The sequence below is a fragment of the Enterobacter sp. PI-10 genome (genome assembly GCF_027947695.1).
GTDB lineage: Bacteria > Pseudomonadota > Gammaproteobacteria > Enterobacterales > Enterobacteriaceae > Enterobacter > Enterobacter vonholyi.
Genome location: NZ_JAJNOG010000002.1, coordinates 388,679 through 408,568, shown reverse-complemented (window position 1 = coordinate 408,568; position 19,890 = coordinate 388,679). Strand labels below are relative to the sequence as shown.

Below are 19,890 nucleotides of genomic sequence, written 5' to 3'. Positions count from 1 at the left end.
CTAGGGGTAAATAAATTGCCAGAAGGTTATCTCCGGCTCGCTGTTAATACGGATGGTTGTGTTCCATTTACCGGCTCTCGAAGGCGTGGTGAAGAATAACACCGCGAAGCGGTCTGACTTTTTCAGGTTGTTATAGACGAAATAGAGGGTCTTGCCACGGCTGAACATGCTGTCCGGCTGCGGCCAGACGCTGCCAGGCTCGTAAACATCGCTGCTCTCGCTGGTCATGCTGAGAACATACTTACCCTCTGATTGCACCGGGAACGCCAGCTCCATTCGCGTCTCCGTCTCCCGGCGGCCAAACCGTTCATAGCTTATGGTCAGTGATTTTGCGGAATTGGTTTTGACCGTATCGCTGACCCACCCGCTTGAAAACAGACCGGCGATAGCCGCGATGATAATAGCCAGCAGAACAATAAAACCCACCTGACGAAACGCGTATTCAAACGTCAGCAAGCGAAAACTCTCATCTATCCCGGGCAACTTTTCATTTTCACGCTTCATGGTCATCGTCACCGTTTCGCTTATTATCCGATAAGTTTGATTTCTCACGCGAATGTTTTTAGGACTTATCACATTTGCCACATAAAGGAATAGCAACAATACTTAATAAGTCAAGACACCCAAAATGAAGGATATCCGATGAAATTATCGCTTATTTCCGCTTTTATGATATTTCTGGTTCCGGCCGCCTTCGCAGATAATAACGGCGGGTTACAAAAAGGTGAAGCCCCGCCGCCACCCCATGCGCTGGATAGCGGATATCGCGGAACCGATGATGCGCGTATTATGTCCATCGATCAGGCAAAACAACTGCACGACGGTGCCACCATTTCACTGCGCGGTAATCTTATTGACGGTAGCGGCGATAAGTTTGTATTTCAGGATAAAACCGGAAAAATCGACGTTATTATTCCCCAGGCAGTCTTCGATGGCAGAACGGTAAAACCCGACCAGATGATCAGCATCAACGGTTCGCTTGATAAAAAATCATCTCCTGCCGTCGTCCGCGTCGATCGTTTGCAGAAATAATTCAGCGAAGCGTTAACGCTGCAGTTATCCATCAAATCTCACCCCTTGGCTTAAGGAGTCAGCTATGAGTGATACCCAACAACGTACGAACGCTTATCCGCAGCCCCCGTTCCCGGAACAGCCACAAACGCCACCGGGACTGGCATCCGAAATGCAGCCTGTACCCGACCACGGGGAAACCAGCTACAAAGGGCATGGCCGCCTGGCAGGTAAAAAAGCGCTGATCACCGGCGGTGACTCGGGTATCGGTCGCGCAGTGGCCATCGCCTATGCCCGTGAAGGCGCTGACGTGGCGATTAACTATCTGCCTGAAGAGGAAAAAGACGCCGCGGAGGTCATCGACCTGATCAAAGCCGAAGGCCGGAACGCCGTCGCGCTGCCGGGGGACGTTCGGGACGAAACCTTCTGCCAGAACCTGGTCGAAGAAGCCGTCTCGAAGCTGGGCGGGCTGGATATTCTGATCAACAACGCCGGTCGCCAGCAGTTCCGTGAATCCCTTGAAGAGCTGACTACCGAAGATTTTGACGCAACGTTTAAAACTAACGTGTATGCCCCTTTCTGGATCACGAAGGCGGCCCTGCGGCACCTGAAGGCCTCGTCCGTTATCATTAATACCTCCTCCGTTCAGGCCGTGAAGCCCAGCCCGGTGCTGCTGGACTACGCCCAGACCAAAGCCTGTCTGGCGGTATTTACCAAATCCTTAGCCAAGCAGCTGGGTCCGAAAGGCATTCGCGTCAACGCGGTCGCTCCCGGCCCGTACTGGACGGTGCTGCAGTCCAGCGGCGGCCAGCCGATGGAAAAAGTGAAGGAGTTTGGCGGAGATACGCCGCTGGGACGTCCGGGTCAGCCCGTCGAGATCGCCCCGCTGTACGTCACGCTGGCCTCGGATGAATGTTCGTTTACGTCCGGCCAGGTGTGGTGTTCTGACGGCGGTGACGGCGTAATCTAAACGCTTAACCCTTTCCCCTCAGCAATGAGCAATAAATGAACAAGGACGTTCGCTCTTATTCCCCGCCGAAAAACATGTTGTAACTCAAACAGATCAAATGTTAAAAATATTTTGCTATCAGGTTATCAAAATTAAATAACTTAACTTGTCACCCGCATCGCTCTGTTTTTAACATCGCCTATGGAAAAAAATGGTCTGTTCAGTCAGCGCATACGCTTGCGCCATTTGCATACATTTGTGGCCGTCGCTCAACAGGGAACGCTGGGGCGTGCGGCTGAAACTCTTAACCTGAGCCAGCCTGCGCTCTCAAAAACCCTCAACGAGCTTGAACAGCTGACCGGCGCCCGTCTTTTTGACCGCGGTCGGCTGGGGGCGCAGCTTACCATCGTGGGCGAACAGTTCCTTACGCACGCCGTTAAGGTGCTGGATGCGCTCAATACCGCAGGCCAGTCCCTGCACCGTAAAGAAGAACACACCAGCGAGGTCGTCCGCGTCGGGGCCCTGCCCACCGCCGCGCTGGGCATTCTTCCGCCGGTGATTGGCCAGTTCCACAAGCAGCAACGGCATACCACGATTCAGGTTGCCACCATGAATAACACGATGCTGCTCGCGGGGTTGAAATCGGGCGAGCTGGATATCGGTATCGGCCGCATGTCCGACCCTGAACTGATGGGGGGGCTCAATTACGAATTGCTGTTCCTGGAGTCCCTGAAGCTGGTGGTTCGTCCCGATCACCCGCTGCTGCAGGACACGGTGACGTTAAGCCGCGTCATGGAGTGGCCGGTGGTGGTGTGCCCGAAAGGGACCGTCCCGCGCCAGACCGCCGAAACCTTGCTGCAAATGCAGGGGTGTACGCTGCCCTCAGGGTGTATCGAAACGCTGTCAGCCTCGCTTTCACGCCAGCTTACGCTGGATTATGACTACGTCTGGTTCGTCCCTTCCGGGGCGGTAAAAGATGATTTACGCCAGGCAACGCTGATCGCGCTGCCGATTACCTCCCCTGGCCCCGGTGAACCTATCGGCATATTGACCCGCGTCGACACCCCACTCTCAACGGGTGCGCAGACGCTGCTGAGCGCCATCCGTAAATCAATGCCGGTTTAGAACCTTTTTGCCCCTCGCCCTGACCCTCTCCCCTTAGGGGCGAGGGGGTTGACCTGTGCGTTAATCAAATAATGCGGAATAAATCATTAACAATTGCGTAAAACAATTTAACAGTTTTATCATAGCGGCGAATTCACCAAATGGTTCGCAAATTATTTGATATAAACGAATTCACCGGTATCAACCATCAATCCCACCGCATTTATTACCCAACTGGTACATACCCGACACGGCGGGGGGAGCTAAGGAGACAGAAATGGCATTTGGCAGCGCGCCGCGCGGGATACCTCGTATTCTGCAGTGGCTTCTTGCCGGACTGATGATGCTCATCGGTCTGGCCGTCGGCGGGTTGGGCTTAAAGCTCGCCACCGTGGGCGGAAGTAGTTACTTCCTGATAATGGGCGTGGTAATGGTGATTGCCGCGATCCTGATTTTCCTCAACCGCACCAGCGGGATCGTGCTTTATAGCATTGGATTTATTGCCTCGCTGTTCTGGGCGGTAAGCGATGCGGGCTGGGATTTCTGGCCGCTCTTCTCCCGCCTGTTTACCTTTGCCGTACTGGCGTTCCTGTGCGCCATCGTCTGGCCCTTCCTGCGCGCGGCAAACTACGCTGCACCGAACAAGACGCCCGCCTTTGGCGTCGCGGCCCTGCTCGCGGTGGCCATGCTGGCCAGCCTGGGCTGGATGTTTAAGCCTCAGACCCTCGTGGCTGCCAACGAGCCCGTTCCGGTGAAACCCGTCGCCCCTGGCGAGCAGCAAAAGAACTGGGAGCACTGGGGCAATACCACCCACGGCGACCGTTTCGCCGCGCTGGACCAGATTAACAAGCAAAACGTCAGCTCGCTGAAAGTCGCGTGGGTTGCACACACCGGCGATATTCCGCAGAGCAACGGCTCGGGTGCGGAAGATCAAAACACGCCTCTGCAGATTGGCGACACGCTGTACGTCTGTACCCCATACAGTAAAGTTGTGGCGCTGGACGTGGATTCCGGTAAAGAAAAATGGCGCTACGATTCCAAAGCCACGGCCCCTAACTGGCAGCGCTGTCGCGGTCTGGGCTATTTTGAAGACCACTCCAGCGTGACAACGTCACAGGCAGAAACGCAGCCTGCAGCATGCCCTCGCCGCCTGTTCCTGCCCACTACCGATGCCCGTCTGATTGCCATCAACGCGGATACCGGCAAGGTCTGCGACGACTTTGGCGACCATGGCACCGTGGATCTGAGCGTCGGCATGGGTGAGATTAAGCCCGGATATTATCAGCAAACCTCCACACCGCTGGTTGCCGGGAACGTTGTCGTCGTCGGCGGTCGCGTCGCGGATAACTACTCAACCGGCGAGCCGCCGGGCGTGGTGCGCGCCTACGACGTTCACACCGGTAAGCTGGCCTGGGCGTGGGATCCGGGTAATCCGAACCTGACCGGCCTGCCGCCGGAAGGCCAGACCTACACCCGCGGTACGCCGAACGTCTGGTCAGCGATGTCTTACGACGCCAAACTGAATCTAATCTACCTGCCAACCGGCAACGCCACGCCAGACTTCTGGGCGGGAGAGCGTACCGCGCTGGACGATAAGTACAGTTCATCCATCGTCGCCGTCGACGCGGCCACCGGTCAGGTTCGCTGGCATTTCCAGACTACCCACCACGACCTGTGGGACTTCGACCTGCCTTCCCAGCCGCTGCTGTACGACCTGCCTGACGGTAAGGGCGGCACCACGCCTGTGCTGGTGCAGACCAGCAAGCAGGGCATGATCTTCATGCTTAACCGCGAAACCGGTAAGCCGGTCGCGAAGGTAGAGGAACGCCCTGTCCCGGCGGGTAACGTTGAAGGTGAACGCTATTCCCCGACCCAGCCGTACTCCGTCGGCATGCCGATGATTGGCAACCAGACGCTGACCGAATCCGACATGTGGGGCGCGACGCCTGTCGACCTGCTGCTGTGCCGCATTCAGTTTAAAGAGATGCGTCATCAGGGCGTCTTCACCCCTCCTGGTCTCGATCGTTCCCTGCAGTTCCCTGGCTCACTCGGCGGGATGAACTGGGGCAGCATCTCAGTTGACCCGAACAACAGCCTGATGTTCGTCAACGATATGCGCCTGGGTCTGGCAAACTATATGGTGCCGCGCGCGAACGTGGCGAAAAATGCCAGCGGCATTGAGATGGGGATAGTTCCAATGGACGGCACGCCGTTCGGCGCGATGCGTGAACGCTTCCTGTCGCCGCTGGGTATTCCGTGCCAGAAGCCACCGTTTGGCACCATGTCAGCCGTTGACCTGAAAACCGGCAAGCTGGTGTGGCAGGTTCCTGTCGGCACGGTGGAAGATACCGGCCCGCTGGGCATTCGCATGCACATGCCAATACCGATCGGTATGCCGACCCTGGGCGCGTCGCTCTCTACCCAGTCCGGCCTGCTGTTCTTTGCCGGTACCCAGGATTTCTACCTGCGCGCGTTTGATACCGCCACCGGGAAAGAGATCTGGAAAGACCGCCTGCCGGTTGGCAGCCAGTCCGGCCCGATGACCTACGTGTCGCCGAAAACCGGTAAGCAGTACATCATCATTAACGCCGGTGGCGCCCGCCAGTCGCCGGATCGCGGTGATTACGTTATCGCGTACGCATTACCCGATAAGAAATAAGATGTGAAAAAGGGACCGAAAGGTCCCTTTTTTGTAGGTCAGTTTTTGTAGGTCGGGTAAGCGAAGCGCCACCCGACACGGCTGTCGACTCAGAACGTCTCCCAGTTGTCCCCGCTATCTGCAACCGCCGGACGTAGTGCAGCCGGTTTTACCGCTGCGGAGTTCTGCGGTTGAGTACGCCCCTGTGTCTTGCTGCTCAACCGAAATGCGCCGACCGCCTCGGTCAGACGCGCGCCCTGTTCTTCCAGAGACGCCGCCGCCGCGGAGGCTTCCTCCACCAGCGAGGCGTTCTGCTGGGTCACTTTATCCATCTCGGAAATCGCCTGGCTCACCTGCACGATACCGCGGCTCTGCTCATCGGACGCTGCGGCAATCTCCAGCATGATGTCGGTCACGCGTTTAACCGCTTCGACGATTTCATTCATAGTGTTACCGGCGGCGACAACTTCACCGGAACCCTGGTCGATCAGCGATACGGATTCGTTGATCAGGCTTTCGATCTCTTTTGCGGCGTTCGCACTGCGGCTTGCCAGGGTGCGCACTTCACTTGCCACCACGGCAAATCCGCGCCCCTGCTCGCCCGCCCGCGCCGCTTCTACCGCCGCGTTAAGCGCCAGGATATTGGTCTGGAAGGCAATGCTGTTAATCACGGCGGTGATTTCAGAGATCTTCTTCGAGCTGCTGGAGATATTGCCCATGGTTTTCACCACGCCGGAAACCATCTGACCGCCGCGACTGGCCTTACCGGAGGCATCTTCCGCCAGCTTGCTGGCATGATGGGCGTTATCGGCGTTCTGCTTCACCGTCGCGGTCAGCTGTTCCATGCTGGCGGCGGTTTGCTCGATGGCGGCAGCCTGCTGCTCGGTGCGGGAAGAGAGGTCGGTGTTACCGGCAGAGATCTCGCTGGTGCCGCGGTAAATCTCCTCCGCCCCCTGACGCACGGTGCCGACCGTTTTTTCAAGCGAGTGCTGCATGGTTTGCAGATCGCGCGTCAGGCGGCCAATCTCGCTGCGCCCGGCCACGTCGTCCGGCATCGTCAGGTCGCCCTTAGCGATATTCTCGATACGTTTCGCTGCACGCTGCAGCGGATTGATTACCGTGCGGCGCAGCACGACAAAGGTCATCGCCGTCAGCACCAGCGCCAGCGCAAACGCGCCCACCATAAACATCAGGCCCAACTGCGTGCGGCTGTGAGCCTGCGCCGTTAGCGCATTGGCACGGTCGGTACGGATTTTAATTGCCTTCAGCAGTACGGCGTTGTAAGCGTCGTCCAGCGGGCGCGCCGTTTCGTTTTCATGGTTGATAATCGCCTCGAACATGCCGTTTTTGGCGAATTTCACCATCGGCTGCATGCCCGCGATATAGGCGTCATACCGGGTCTTAAGCTCCGCATCCAGCGCTGCGCCCTCGGCGGTACGCACGGCGCGATTCATGTAGGCGGTAAAGCTATCCTGAGACTGCTTAATGCGTGTTTCCGCCTCGCTGATGTTCTGCTTCATCGCATCCATCTCCGCGATTCGGCTTGCCGCACCGGCGTGGATCAGATTAATACGCGCGGTTCGCAGATGGTTTGAGCTGTTCGACAGCCCCATACGCACCTGAATTTCGGATGTGACATCCTGCTGATCGTTATCGGCCTGCAGCAGGAAATACCCTGCCAGACCCGAGCTCAAGGCAAACAGAAGAATAATGCCACCGAGAATGGAGGAAAACAGCGGAACCAGCCTGATGTGATGCAAGAAGCCCAGCTTGCGCTGCGCCAGCATCGAAGTAGTGTTGTCCATGACCGTCGACTCTCTTGTAGGTAAGATGCGTAAAAACACGCCTGTTAAATAGTCATCGGCACGGCAGAGATTTAGATTACGGCTAAAAACGCCGCACTGGTCACACTTTAGAGAAGATTATTAAAGAAACGCCAGCGGCGAAAAACCGCTGGCAGAAGAGTTACTTGTCGCCGAAATGGATAACGGTACGGATGGATTTTCCTTCGTGCATCAAATCGAACGCCTCGTTAATCTGCTCCAGCGGTAAGCGGTGGGTAATGAACGGATCGAGCTGAATCTTGCCGACCATAGCATCTTCAACCATACCCGGAAGCTGTGTACGCCCCTTCACGCCGCCAAACGCGGAACCGCGCCATACGCGCCCGGTGACCAGCTGGAATGGACGGGTTTTAATTTCCTGGCCCGCTCCGGCCACGCCAATAATGATGCTCTCGCCCCAGCCTTTGTGGCAGCACTCCAGCGCGGAACGCATCACGTTGACGTTGCCGATACACTCGAAGCTGAAGTCCACGCCGCCGTCGGTCATCTCAACGATGACGTCCTGAATCGGCTTCTCGTGATCTTTCGGGTTCACGAAATCGGTCGCGCCCATTTCACCCGCCAGCCTGAATTTCTCCGGGTTGGTGTCGACCGCGATGATACGACCGGCTTTCGCCTGAACCGCCCCCTGAATCACCGCCAGACCAATGCCGCCGAGACCGAACACCGCCACGGTATCGCCCTCTTTAACTTTTGCCGTGTTGTGCACCGCGCCGATGCCGGTGGTTACGCCGCAGCCCAGCAGGCAGACTTTGTCCAGCGGCGCCTGCGGGTTCACCTTCGCCAGCGAGATCTCCGCGCAAACGGTGTATTCGCTGAAGGTGCTGGTGCCCATGTAGTGATAAACCGGCTCGCCGTTATACGAGAAACGGGTAGTACCGTCCGGCATCAGCCCTTTCCCCTGAGTGGCGCGCACCGCCTGGCAGAGGTTAGTTTTGCCGGATTTACAGAACTTACACTCGCCGCATTCCGCGGTGTACAGCGGGATCACGTGATCCCCTGGCTTCAGGCTGGTCACGCCCTCGCCCACTTCCACCACAATCCCGCCGCCTTCATGGCCGAGTACCGCCGGGAAAACGCCTTCCGGGTCGTCGCCCGAGAGCGTAAACGCATCGGTATGACATACGCCGGTATGGGTAATTTTGATCAGCACTTCCCCTTTCTTTGGCGGTGCCACGTCAATTTCAACGATTTTGAGCGGCTGGCCGGGGCCAAATGCAACTGCAGCGCGAGATTTCATATGTCTTCCCTTCTTGTCAGGTATGTGGATTTATTTTAGATAAGAGCGCAGTAAATGGCCGACTTCCGCCATGCGTACGGCACGCTGATCCGGCGTGGTTTCCCCCTCTACCAGCTCATCTTTGAGGTGAATCTCAACCATTTCGCCCATCAGGCCATTGGCAGCCCCGCGCACGGCGGCAATTTGCTGAAGGATGGCCAGACAGGGATCGCCCGACTCCAGCGCGCGTTCAAGGGCATCTACCTGGCCCCGAATACGCCGGACGCGGGTAAGAATACGTTTTTTATCTTCGGGTGAATGCGGCATACGCCCTCCTGATACTATAGGGGGGTATTGTATCTTTTAAAGGTGCTTTATGTAAACCTTATGTTTTCTATGATTATCAGCCAGTTACTTAACATGTTAAAAGTTTCGTTACGCAATTCTTTTCTCTCTGCCCTATTCGTGACATCAGATAAATAGTGACGAGGTATCTGAAAGTGATTTTCTGCTGCCTGAATTAAATACCCGGCGACATTCCTGGAAGATGATGAGGTGTCATGATCTGAATACTATTCAGAACAACCCAAACCATAAACTCGCTAAGCTGGACGTTATTGTGTTAAATGGTGGCATCAATCAGCAGGTGATTATTGTGAAATTTTTTTGGCTAATTTTAAAACTCATAACAGCATCACTTTATGTGTTCCTGGTCGTTTTTAGTTCTGGATTTGTAGGTTCGAATACAGCCAAGGCAATTAATCTTGAAACACTTAACCTAAACTATGGGTTAATTGCAAAGGATTCGGCGGTATACGCAATCTGCGCAACTGGTGCGACATTGGTTGTGCCACCTGTCTTATATGTAATTCAGCATTATGTCTGGCCTGTACTGAAGTTTATCGGCCTGAAGATTCGCTACTTCTTTCATGGATACTAAAACTTCGCAGGGTTTTAAACGAAGGCAATAACCCATCGCCAGATGCTCGATGAGCAGGGTTAACTGACTGTAGGTTAGGTATTCAATACGCCTGATAACGAAGCAAAATAAAAAAGCGTAAAGTCTCATCCTGATAAGCCGATAAAAATAGGGTCTTTTTTTAATATAGGGATATTACATGCGTAAACACATCTCCTCCATTGGGCTCATAGCAGGTATGGCTGTAGCCACACCCGCGGTTCACGCCAGCACGTTGACACAAACGTTAACCCGCTGCGACTCAACCTTTTTCAACGAGATTTATCATCAGCGAGCCAAACTCAGCCGCGTAGCCCCCTTAACGCTCAACAAGCATTCGCAAGCCTGGTTCAAAGCCCCTGAAGACGGCAATCGCACCATCTGGTTTGCTCAACCGCTGCATGAATTAAATCTGACGGTATCGGGATATTACCTGCAAACCAGCAATCTCGATGAAATCAATTACGGTAAGTACTATTACTGGGGACTCATTTTCAAAGAGTCGCAAGAAGAAGTAATGTCCAGACTTGATCATTTATCCTGGAAAAAGGCGGGAGATGATTATGTTTCTCAGACAATGATTAAAATCAACCCAAACAGTGACTGGGAAGACAACGCGCAGGCGGTGTCAGGTATTGCTCCGGCAAAAGAAAGTACCGAAAAGCTGTTAATGCTCAGCAAAGGTAAAGACGGGACATTATTGCTCTGTACCGTTCAGGGAAATGTAACGCCTGACATGCTGACGACATTACGACCTGATTTATCCGCAGGGGATGCGAAATGAAAAAGCTAACATGGCTGGTATTACTTATGCTGACAGGTTGTACCGGGACAAGTAAACCCCAGCCCCAGTCTACCCCCAAGCCACCGGCAGGCGTCATAAAAATCCTTGAAGATAAAAGAATTGCTTCGTATATCGATTTTCGGGTGATTTCAACTTATCAGGGTAACGGCCACTTGCGCCGCTTTTATTTCATCAATAACTACGCCGAGAAAACACTCATTATAAAAAATCCTCCCGTCTACATAGCGAGCTCCCGGGCAATCGACGTGATTAACTGCGACAAAAACCAGCGTGCTATTATGGCACGAACCTATTTTTCGAAACCGTTCGCGGAAGGCGATGTCGTACATGTGACACAGGATGTGGGACAATGGGAAAGTTACCCGAAAGACTCTCTTTTTGGGATAATAGCGGAAAGCATGTGCAGTATTCCCGTTGAAAAACTCAAGCCAGAGCCAGCGAAAGATAATCGAAAACCGTTACTGGATGAATAAAATCTTCAGGACCTAAGCTTCTATGGACAGACTCGCTCTGCTCTATATTAAAGCGCGGGCTGGGCTGACCGCTAACAAATAGCCTACCGTCCCCTGACAGCCTGCGCCAGCGCCTGCAGTTCCTCCTTCAGCCAGCGGGTCGCGCCCCGCTGGCCGCTGCGTTTATGCGAGTAAATTTTCACTTCAAACGTGCGTATCGAAAACGGTAAAGCAAAAATCCTCAGGTCTGCTGCCGCAACCAGCTTCTCAGCGGCGTAACGAGGGATCGCCATCAGCAGGTCGCTTTCCGCTATGATAAACGGTGCGCTGAGCATTGACGGCGTTTTGATCGCGATTTGCCGTGTATAGCCCAGCTGCTCAAGCCGTACGTCAAGAACGCCCTGCTTCTCATTCCATGGGGTCACCACCAGATGTCGGGCCGCGAGATAATCCTCCAGCGTCAGACGCGTCCGCCGCGCGTTGCTGATGACCACATACTCATCTTCAAACCAGTCGATCTCTTCCAGTTCCGGGTGTCGGATATCATCCTGAGTGCTGAAGCCCAGCGCCAGATCCACCTCGCCCGCCAGCAGTTCCGTCAGCGCCGGACTGTGCGGCAGATAGCGCAATTCAAAGCGTAACCCAGGGGCAGTAAGCTGCAGACTGTGCATCAGAGCCGGAAAAATGCAAAGCGCGGTAAAGTCCGTTATCGCAATCTGCAGGCTCTCCGTACTGGTGGCTGCATCAAACTCCGGCTGCGGGGTCAGTTCATGATTAAGGAACGAGAGTGCGGAAGCAATCGAAGGTGCGAGCTGAGAGGCATAAACGCTGGGGGACATACGATGCCCTTCGCGGAAAAACAGCGGGTCATTCAAGCTGGCGCGCAGGCGCGACAGCGCATGGCTGAGCGCGGATGTGCTCATCGCCAGCTCGTCAGCGGCCAGCCGAACGGAACGGTGGCGGTAGATCGCGTCGAAAACGGGCAGCAGGTTTAAATCAAGTCGTCTCAGGGCCGGATGCATAATATTCATCATATGTTGATTTCATTGCACTTAATTCTTCGGACAATACTCCGTATGCTTAACGCCATCAATCAGGACACACGCTAAAAAGCAGGAAAAACAATGAGCATCACCCTTCGTCAAGCACGCCCCGAAGATGCGGCGGCCATTTACGCCATGATTTACGAGCTGGCGGTGTATGAAAAAGCCCCGGAAGAAGTGGTTACCACGCCGGAGGAGATCCGGGAAACGCTCTTTGGTGCAGGCACTAAAACCGAGGCATTGATCGCGGAGTATGAAGGCAAGATCGCCGGCTATGCCGTGTTCTTCACCAGCTATTCAACCTGGCTTGGCCGCAACGGGATTTATATGGAAGACCTTTACGTTTCCCCGGAATATCGCGGTAAAGGCGCGGGAAGAGCGCTGCTGAAACATATTGCTCAGCTCGCGGTAAAACGGCAGTGTGGCCGCCTTGAATGGAGCGTGCTGGACTGGAACCAGCCCGCCATCGATTTTTATCTGAGCATTGGCGCGCTGCCGCAGTCCGAATGGGTGCGATACCGTCTTGACGGAGAAGCGTTGCTCAAATTTGCCGAATAGCGGCACGTCATACCCGAGAAGATCCCGCCCCGCGGGATCGCTCTTTCCTGCGTCGATCCCGTCTCAACAGATTCTGAATTTATGCTACCCTTCCATAAATTTCATAAACATAGTGCAGAACGCCATGACGACAGCCCCTTTTATCCGCCCTCAACTCACCTTGCCAAACGGCGCTGACAAACTGCTGCTGCACTCCTGCTGCGCCCCCTGCTCGGGTGAAGTGATGGAGGCCATCCAGGCGTCGGGCATTGAGTACACCATTTTCTTCTATAACCCCAATATCCATCCGCAAAAGGAATACCTCATTCGTAAAGAGGAGAATATACGCTTTGCGGAAAAACACGGCGTGCCGTTTGTTGATGCCGATTACGACACCGATAACTGGTTTGAACGCGCGAAAGGCATGGAATGGGAACCCGAGCGCGGCGTCCGCTGCACCATGTGCTTCGATATGCGTTTCGAGCGTACGGCGCTCTATGCGGCAGAGAATGGATTCAGCGTCATCAGCAGCTCGCTCGGGATCTCCCGCTGGAAGAACATGCAGCAGATAAACGACTGCGGCCAGCGTGCGGCCGCGCGCTATCCGGGTATGGTTTACTGGGACTATAACTGGCGCAAACAGGGCGGCTCTTCACGCATGATTGAGATCAGCAAGCGGGAACAGTTTTACCAGCAGGAATACTGCGGCTGCGTTTATTCGCTCAGAGACAGTAACCTGCACCGTAAGTCACAGGGCCGCCCGCTGATCCGCATCGGGAAACTGTTTTACGGTCAGGATGACAATGAGAAATAACGGGTTCCGGATATAGAGATATATCCGAAAACCGCCCTTTAAGGTGCCGAATTTAGCGTTGCGTCTCCCGTATCCACAAAGAACGGCTATCCTTTAATTATCAACAAAAGGAGGCAAAAATGTCTGATTTCGGTACTGATAAAAACACCCAGTTTGCTGAAGATAAAGCAAAAAATAAATTTGATGAACTAGCAGGCTCAGCGCAGCAGCAGTTTGGTGAATTCGTTGATTCACCAAAGCATCAGGTAAAAGGTGCAGCTAAAAAATATGCCGCGCAGGCCAGCGATGCCGTTTCCGATGTAACAGAAGCGGTCAGAAATAATCCCCTCACCGGCCTCGTCGCCGCGGGTGCTGTCGGTATTGTTCTCGGTCTGTTGCTGGGTCGAAAATAACAAAAGCCCCTTCGGGGCTTTATTTTTACCTAACTAAACAATCTTACCATACGGTCTAACTCTTCCTCTTTCACGGCCCGCGATAAATAATACCCCTGAAAATTCTTGACGCCCAGCGCGACTAATTTTTCAAACTTTTCTTCACTGTCAACCCCCTCGGCAATACAGTCCGTTCCGGTCATATCGCTATAAAGCTGTATCGCTTTAATCAGGTTATAGTCATTGTCGTTTGCCACAAAATGCTCAACGATGTCCCGATCCAGCTTAAGTCCATCAAAATGCACCTGGCGCACCGGGAACATGGTTTGATGATTTGAGAAGCAGTCATCCAGATACAATCGACACCCTGTATTACGTAAATGCCGCATGGTTTCAGGGATCCTTTTGTCCTTCGTTACGTCAATATCCTCTGCAAATTCAAAGACCAGCTTTTCGGCCCACTGCGGTTTGAGCAGCATATCGATGGCTTTGCGTGCCATATCAGGCAATGCATTTCCGGAAGCCAGGCGAGGCGGGATGTTCACAGAAAAATAATATTTCCCGTTATACTTATTAATACCCGAAACGGCGGCATGGATGACTAACGCTGTTATTTTTAACCATATCTCATGATTTGAGATGTCCGTGAGAAAACTGGCTGGCTTGACAATTTTACCATTTTTATTCCAGCGAATAAGTATTTCAAAACCTACGCCCTTTTTGTCACGATCGGTAATAATCTGATAGGCAGGGAAGATCTCTCTTTTAAGTAGCGCATTAAATATTTCTGTTTCCTTATCCGTGAATTCTGTTTTCTGGCGCTGATGTTTAATTCGCCCTTCCGCTTTTAAATTATGCGGATCGTGTAGCCATCGCTTAATTAAGTTTAATTTGAGCACACCCTCCTTCCGATGGGTATAAACCGTTTTATTCGACAACCCCATTCTTTCGCACATTTCTTTTACTGACATACCGCGATAGAAATTTAATAAAACATCAATCTCTCTTTTTGTTAGCCACTTTACGTTTTCCTGGGAAGAGTTATCCCGGTAACGATCGCGTAATAAGTACGAACGGTCCTTAAATACATTATGGTGCGTATGAATAAAGGTTATAATATCTGAAACGCGGGCTATACGAATCAATGATAACTGATAACTATTATTTAAAAGACTGCCCAGGGTGCGATACAGCCAGCCATCCGGTATGTCACCATACAGGGTGACACGTCTAATAACGGGAAGTGTATTGAGCACGGATGCCAGACGCTTCAGGCTTTCCAGGAGATTCACGACCCCCTTACCAAGAAAGACAACGATATGAGCATTTTGATTTATAAGGATATTTTCCATATCCCGCTCGGATATCTCATCCCCCTCAAAGTGCAGATGCGAAGCCTCTATTTCGTACTGGCTTAGGATCAGACGATATCCCTGGAACGTAAAACCGCAGGCTGAAATGACAAATTTTTGTTCATCGCACGCCCCATTTCTGTGAGAAATTTTGTGGGTCATAAACTGCTCCTGGGCACTAACGCACCTTTTCCATTTGTGAATACGTAAAATTTACCGCACCTCTTATAATCATTAATTTTACAATACAGCCACAGGGTGCGAAACAATTATCAGCTGAACTCACCGGAACATCTTTGCGTTAATCACCGCGGTTTAAATATACTTTTCTTTTCAAATAACCCCGACAAACATCTCATTCTCAGGGTATAATGAAAATTCCGAAAAAGAAGACTGGATACTTCATCTATCGGTTCATTCAAATACGAGAAAAATGCTATGGATAATCATATCTCATCCAGGGCCTTGCTACATCGAAGGGATGTTATAAAGAGCAATCCGCGATTCAGTGAGGCAATATTAGAGCACTACACAATTAATGACACCATCTACAAAAAACAACCTTTGTTCTACAAGACAATGCTGCAGGAATCACGATTCAATATTATTCTCTCCATGTGTTGCTTTATTTTTGGAAATCAGGCCGAGTCAGTTTCAGAGATTAAAGAGTTATGTTCTCGCTATAAGATAGCCAGCCCTAACAGCGTTATTGCGATCATTACGATACTCAGAACTACCGGGCGCATCAGGACCTGGCGCTGCACGGAAGACCGACGTAAAACGAGAATCGCGCCCACTGAAAAAGGTCTTAATGAACTTAAGCGTTATATGTCCGGTGCTTTTTTGCCCGTCAGCATTCTTTACCCAGCATTTAACATTAATGTTAACCTGCTGGATAATGATATTTTGAGAAACAACTTTTTTCGCCGTGCGGCTGAATATCTTTTTCGGGGATTAACGTTCCGAAAGGTGCTGCCAGAAGTGGGATTATTTATCGATAAAGATGGCGGGCGTATGATTATGCTTTATCTTTACCTGCAGGCCATGAAAAACAAATCTGCCCATGGTGCCGTCATTGAATACTCAGCAAGCACGCTAGCAAAAGAATTTTTTGTTTCGCGCATTCACGTCAACCGAATTATTAAATCGGCACAAGAGGCGGGTTATCTTAAAGATCGTGGTGATGGTCGAATGTCGATATACCCGGCGTTTCTCGAACTTGTCGAAAATTATGCCGGATTATATTTTGCGTATGTTACCCATTACATCAACGTCGTACCTAAAGAGCGACGCCACGCTCATAACATGACGTCAACCGTATAATTCACCAGGCGTTCGGTGTTCCGAACGCCACTCATCTATCGTTCCCGCAACGCCTCTTTTGCCTTGTTCAGCGGTTTTAACAGATAATCCAGAATGGTTTTGCTGCCGGTTTTAATATCAACGGTGGCAATCATGCCCGGAAAGACCGGAAATTCCTGACCCTGCTTATTGGTCAGATGGTTACTGTCGGTACGAATATAGACGCGATAGTAATAAACATCTCTTTTCACCTCATCCTGCAGGGTGTCCGGCGAAATCATGGTCACTTCCCCTTCCAGCCCGCCGTAAATGGAGTAGTCATAGGCCGTCACTTTCACCAGCGCCTTCTGGCCGGGATGGATAAACGCCACATCGCGCGGCGAAATTTTCGCTTCTACCACCATCTGATCGTCAAGCGGAACCAGACTCATCAGCTTGCCGTTCGGCGGGATGACGCCGCCCACGGTCGTGACGTCAATATCCTTCACGATCCCGCGAACCGGCGCATTGAAGGTCAGTCGGGTCAGAGAGTCTTCACGCCCCTTCATCACCGAACGCTGGGCTTCAATCTCCGCATTGGCTTTCGCCAGCTCTTCGCGGGCGCGGACGTAATACTGGTTTTTCATCTCGGTGATTTTATTCTCAAGCTCATTTTTTTGACGCTCAAGACGCAGCACCTCCACCTTGCTGGCCGCCCCCTGGGTCACCAGCGGACGGGTTAACGACAGCTCGCGCTGCACCAGCTCGGCACCCTGACGTAAACCGGCCAGTCCTTTTTCGAGGCTTTCACGACGGGACTGGTAGAGCGCCGTTTCCTGTTTGACCAGCTCAACGTCGTCATCCAGCTCCTCAGGAAACGTCAGCTCCGTGTCGTTAACTTCAGCCTTCAGGCGTGCCGCCGTGGCCAGCGCGGCATTCAGACGAGACTCGCTCTCCAGCACGCTCGACTCGGTTTTCGTCCGGTCAAGCTGCGCGAGCTGCTGGCCGCGTTCCACAATGTCGCCTTCGCGCACCATCAGGCTGTGGATAATGCCGCCTTCCAGGGACTGAATGACCTGCTCATGCGAAGACGGTATCACCTTACCGCTGCCGGTGGTCACCTCATCCAGATGGAACAGGCTTGCCCAGGCGATAAACACCGCCAGCAGGGCAAACAGCGACCATGCCACCAGGGTAGAGCGCGGCAGGCGAGGCTCCTTCAGCCGGCTATTGAAACGAGACAAATCATTCATGCCGCGCCCTCCTCTGCAACCGCCGCCGGCTTCATGGTCACGGTGCGCTGTGCTGCTTTTTGCGGTGCCATACCGTGCTGGTGCAGGATAGCGTCGCGCGGTCCGTCCATCACCACCTTGCCGTTTTCCAGCACGATGATGCGATCGACCAGGTCCAGAATCGGCAGGCGATGCGTCGCCACGACCAGCGTCCGGCGTTTACCCAGCCATTTGTGAAGATGCTGAATAAACTGCTTCTCGCTCATTTCGTCCAGCCAGGCGGTAGGCTCGTCCAGCAGCAGGATATTTGGCGAGGTGATCAGGGCGCGCGCCAGCAGCAGCGCCTGACGCTGTCCGCCGGAGAGGCCCGTTCCGCCCTCGTTGATGACGGTGTTCAGCCCCATTTTCTGCTTGCGCACAAACTCCAGCGCGCCGCTGTTGACCAGCGCCTGATGAATTTCGTCATCGGTGGCGAGCGGGTTCCCCATCAGGATGTTGTCCCGCACGGAGCCAAAGAACAGACGGGCCTGCTGGCTCAGCAGCTGCATGTCCCGACGCACGTCGGCCGGGTCGAGGTGATTGAGCGCAATATCGTCCAGCAGAATGCTGCCCTGCTGCGGCTCCTGCATGCCCGCCAGAAGCTGTAACAGCGTGCTTTTCCCGGAACCATTGCGTCCAAGCACCGCCACGCGCTCCCCGGCGCGGATCTGCAGCTTGCTGATGTTGAGCACGGTGAGTTTCTCTTCCTCGTCGTAGTAAAACCCAACGTCCTCAAGCGAATAGTCGCCGCGCAGGTGGGCCTTGTGCACCTTCTTGCCGTGCTGCGGATCGTCAATCGGACGCTGCATCAGTTCGTCCAGCCCCTTGCGGGCCACTTTCGCCGACTGCCAGCGCGAGAGCACGCCTGAGATCTGCGACAGCGGCGCAATGGTCCGCGACGCCAGAATCGAGGTCCCGACCAGCGCACCGGTGGTCATATCGCCGCTGATAACCAGATAACACCCCACCAGCAGCACTACCGCATAAACGATGGACTGCACCTCCTGCGTCCAGGTGAGCAGCAGGCCCGTCAGCCAGCGCTGCTTCATGCCGACGCTGGCGGCGACGTCGTTGGTGTTATTCCACTGGTTCTGGAAACGCTGTTCGGCGCGCATCAGCTTGATGTCTTCAATGCCCTGCACCGCTTCCACCAGCGTCGCGTTACGGATGGCGGATTCGCGCATCCCTTCGCTGGAGAGTTTCCCCAGCGGGCGCTGTACCAGCAGGCCCGGGATGAGCAGCAGCGGCACGGCGAGCAGGACCACCAGCACCAGCGGGCCGCCAATCATCCACAGAATGAAGACGAACAGCAGGAAGAACGGCAGATCGGAAATCGCCGCAATGGTGGTGGAGGTGATCAGCTCGCGCACCGACTCCAGCTCGCGGATCTGCGCGATAAACGATCCGGTTGATTTCGAGCGCGCGCCGTTTTTAATCCGCAGCGCGTGGGCAAAAACGCGTTCAGAGATACGCAGGTCGGCGCGCTTGCCCACTACGTCAGAAATATGCACCCGCAGCATGCGCATGATGAATTCGAACACGATGGCAATCATCACGCCGCCAAACAGCACCCACAGCGTGGCCTCCGACTGCGACGGCACCACCCTGTCGTACACCTGCATGGAGAAGACCATGCCTGAGAGCGCCAGCACGTTAGCCACCAGCGCCACCAGCATAATGTCGCTGTAGCGTCGCCAGTCCTTCAGCGCCAGCTGCCAGAACCAGTTTTTCTCGTACGGTTTGATGTAGTCATCCACGCGGGCATCCGGCGTGGATTCGAGCGGGCGCAGCACCATCAGGCCCTTTAACCGCGACCCGATCTCCTCGCGCGTCAGCGTCGTCTCCAGCCCCGCATCGCCGCTGAACTGCAGGCTGACGTTGCCTTCGCTGTCCATGCGGTTGATCACCGCAATCTGCCCGCCGGTGAATTCCGCCAGCAGCGGCAGACGCCACGGATCGAGGGATACCGCTTCCGCCGCCACCACACGCATCCCCAGCCCAAGCTGGCGCGCCATCTCCTCCAGCACCAGCTGGCGCGGAGACTGGCTTTCATGGTTAATCGTGACCCGAACATGCTCCGCGGAAAAATCCAGCCGGTAGTGCTTCGCGATGATGAGCATGCCCTGCAGCCAGGGTTCGTACTGTGGATGTGTCTTCATAAGGCTACGTCCTGTCCAGAGCGGTAATTCCGCCCTGAAATGATACCTTTACGGGATGATTAAAAAACGAACGCTTTCTAAA

Annotated in this window: 19 protein-coding genes; 11 read left to right on the top strand and 8 right to left on the bottom strand. The window is 53.8% G+C overall.

Features of this window, described 5'->3' with window-relative positions:
• Positions 1-504 (bottom strand): hypothetical protein, encoded by a 504-nt coding sequence (locus tag LRM19_RS06405; protein ID WP_133294378.1) that lies wholly within the window; start codon positions 502-504, stop codon positions 1-3.
• 138 nt (positions 505-642) lie between these two features.
• Between LRM19_RS06405 and LRM19_RS06400 the strand changes: the two genes are divergently transcribed.
• The 4 genes from LRM19_RS06400 (at position 643) to LRM19_RS06385 (ending at position 5,723) form a co-directional block, all read left to right on the top strand.
• A complete protein-coding gene (locus LRM19_RS06400; RefSeq protein WP_271367843.1) occupies positions 643-1,032 on the top strand; it encodes a YdeI family stress tolerance OB fold protein in 390 nt (129 codons plus the stop codon).
• Between the two features lie 64 nt (positions 1,033-1,096).
• Positions 1,097-1,981 carry an SDR family oxidoreductase gene (locus LRM19_RS06395; RefSeq protein WP_248221361.1) on the top strand — a complete coding sequence of 295 codons (885 nt, stop codon included), beginning with the start codon at positions 1,097-1,099 and terminating at the stop codon, positions 1,979-1,981.
• Positions 1,982-2,161: 180 nt separating this feature from the next.
• Positions 2,162-3,085: a LysR substrate-binding domain-containing protein gene (locus LRM19_RS06390; RefSeq protein WP_127730796.1), complete on the top strand. Its 924-nt coding sequence runs from the start codon at positions 2,162-2,164 to the stop codon at positions 3,083-3,085.
• Between the two features lie 256 nt (positions 3,086-3,341).
• Positions 3,342-5,723, top strand: coding sequence for a membrane-bound PQQ-dependent dehydrogenase, glucose/quinate/shikimate family (locus tag LRM19_RS06385; RefSeq protein ID WP_271367842.1), 2,382 nt, complete (start codon positions 3,342-3,344; stop codon positions 5,721-5,723).
• 89 nt (positions 5,724-5,812) lie between these two features.
• Here the strand turns inward: LRM19_RS06385 and LRM19_RS06380 are convergent, their stop codons facing one another.
• From LRM19_RS06380 to LRM19_RS06370, 3 genes are all read right to left on the bottom strand, one after another.
• A complete protein-coding gene (locus LRM19_RS06380; protein ID WP_271367841.1) occupies positions 5,813-7,507 on the bottom strand; it encodes a methyl-accepting chemotaxis protein in 1,695 nt (564 codons plus the stop codon).
• Positions 7,508-7,667: 160 nt separating this feature from the next.
• Positions 7,668-8,786, bottom strand: a complete 1,119-nt coding sequence (locus LRM19_RS06375) for an S-(hydroxymethyl)glutathione dehydrogenase/class III alcohol dehydrogenase (RefSeq protein ID WP_021242543.1) — start codon at positions 8,784-8,786, stop codon at positions 7,668-7,670.
• A 30-nt stretch (positions 8,787-8,816) separates the two neighbouring features.
• Complete coding sequence (locus LRM19_RS06370; RefSeq protein WP_248261114.1) at positions 8,817-9,092, bottom strand: metal/formaldehyde-sensitive transcriptional repressor; 276 nt, start codon at positions 9,090-9,092, stop codon at positions 8,817-8,819.
• Positions 9,093-9,384: 292 nt separating this feature from the next.
• Between LRM19_RS06370 and LRM19_RS06365 the strand changes: the two genes are divergently transcribed.
• The 3 genes from LRM19_RS06365 to LRM19_RS06355 all read left to right on the top strand — a co-directional run bounded on the left by LRM19_RS06365 (position 9,385) and on the right by LRM19_RS06355 (position 11,001).
• Positions 9,385-9,705, top strand: a complete 321-nt coding sequence (locus LRM19_RS06365; RefSeq protein ID WP_127730790.1) for a hypothetical protein — start codon at positions 9,385-9,387, stop codon at positions 9,703-9,705.
• 178 nt (positions 9,706-9,883) lie between these two features.
• Positions 9,884-10,507, top strand: a complete 624-nt coding sequence (locus LRM19_RS06360) for a hypothetical protein (protein ID WP_271367840.1) — start codon at positions 9,884-9,886, stop codon at positions 10,505-10,507.
• Complete coding sequence (locus tag LRM19_RS06355) at positions 10,504-11,001, top strand: surface-adhesin E family protein (protein ID WP_244599408.1); 498 nt, start codon at positions 10,504-10,506, stop codon at positions 10,999-11,001. Before LRM19_RS06360 ends, LRM19_RS06355 begins: the two co-directional genes overlap by 4 nt.
• An 83-nt stretch (positions 11,002-11,084) precedes the next feature.
• Here the strand turns inward: LRM19_RS06355 and LRM19_RS06350 are convergent, their stop codons facing one another.
• Entirely contained in the window at positions 11,085-12,014 is a 930-nt protein-coding gene (locus LRM19_RS06350) for a LysR family transcriptional regulator (RefSeq protein ID WP_271367839.1), read from the bottom strand.
• A 90-nt stretch (positions 12,015-12,104) separates the two neighbouring features.
• Between LRM19_RS06350 and LRM19_RS06345 the strand changes: the two genes are divergently transcribed.
• The 3 genes from LRM19_RS06345 to LRM19_RS06335 all read left to right on the top strand — a co-directional run bounded on the left by LRM19_RS06345 (position 12,105) and on the right by LRM19_RS06335 (position 13,766).
• Positions 12,105-12,581, top strand: a complete 477-nt coding sequence (locus LRM19_RS06345; protein WP_047717718.1) for a GNAT family N-acetyltransferase — start codon at positions 12,105-12,107, stop codon at positions 12,579-12,581.
• Positions 12,582-12,705: 124 nt separating this feature from the next.
• Positions 12,706-13,374, top strand: coding sequence for an epoxyqueuosine reductase QueH (locus LRM19_RS06340; protein WP_008502293.1), 669 nt, complete (start codon positions 12,706-12,708; stop codon positions 13,372-13,374).
• 119 nt (positions 13,375-13,493) lie between these two features.
• Positions 13,494-13,766, top strand: coding sequence for a DUF883 family protein (locus LRM19_RS06335; RefSeq protein WP_023311651.1), 273 nt, complete (start codon positions 13,494-13,496; stop codon positions 13,764-13,766).
• Positions 13,767-13,795: 29 nt separating this feature from the next.
• On the opposite strand, the gene LRM19_RS06330 is transcribed toward LRM19_RS06335, so the two are convergent.
• Complete coding sequence (locus tag LRM19_RS06330) at positions 13,796-15,259, bottom strand: EAL domain-containing protein (protein ID WP_115875016.1); 1,464 nt, start codon at positions 15,257-15,259, stop codon at positions 13,796-13,798.
• Positions 15,260-15,535: 276 nt separating this feature from the next.
• On the opposite strand from LRM19_RS06330, the gene LRM19_RS06325 reads away from it, so the two are divergent.
• The gene (locus LRM19_RS06325; RefSeq protein WP_271367838.1) at positions 15,536-16,420 is read left to right on the top strand and encodes a MarR family transcriptional regulator; all 885 of its coding nucleotides are present in this window, start codon (positions 15,536-15,538) and stop codon (positions 16,418-16,420) included.
• 35 nt (positions 16,421-16,455) lie between these two features.
• Here the strand turns inward: LRM19_RS06325 and LRM19_RS06320 are convergent, their stop codons facing one another.
• Complete coding sequence (locus LRM19_RS06320) at positions 16,456-17,631, bottom strand: HlyD family type I secretion periplasmic adaptor subunit (RefSeq protein WP_271367837.1); 1,176 nt, start codon at positions 17,629-17,631, stop codon at positions 16,456-16,458.
• A complete protein-coding gene (locus LRM19_RS06315) occupies positions 17,628-19,808 on the bottom strand; it encodes a type I secretion system permease/ATPase (RefSeq protein ID WP_271367836.1) in 2,181 nt (726 codons plus the stop codon). Before LRM19_RS06315 ends, LRM19_RS06320 begins: the two co-directional genes overlap by 4 nt.
• Positions 19,809-19,890: the final 82 nt, after the last annotated feature.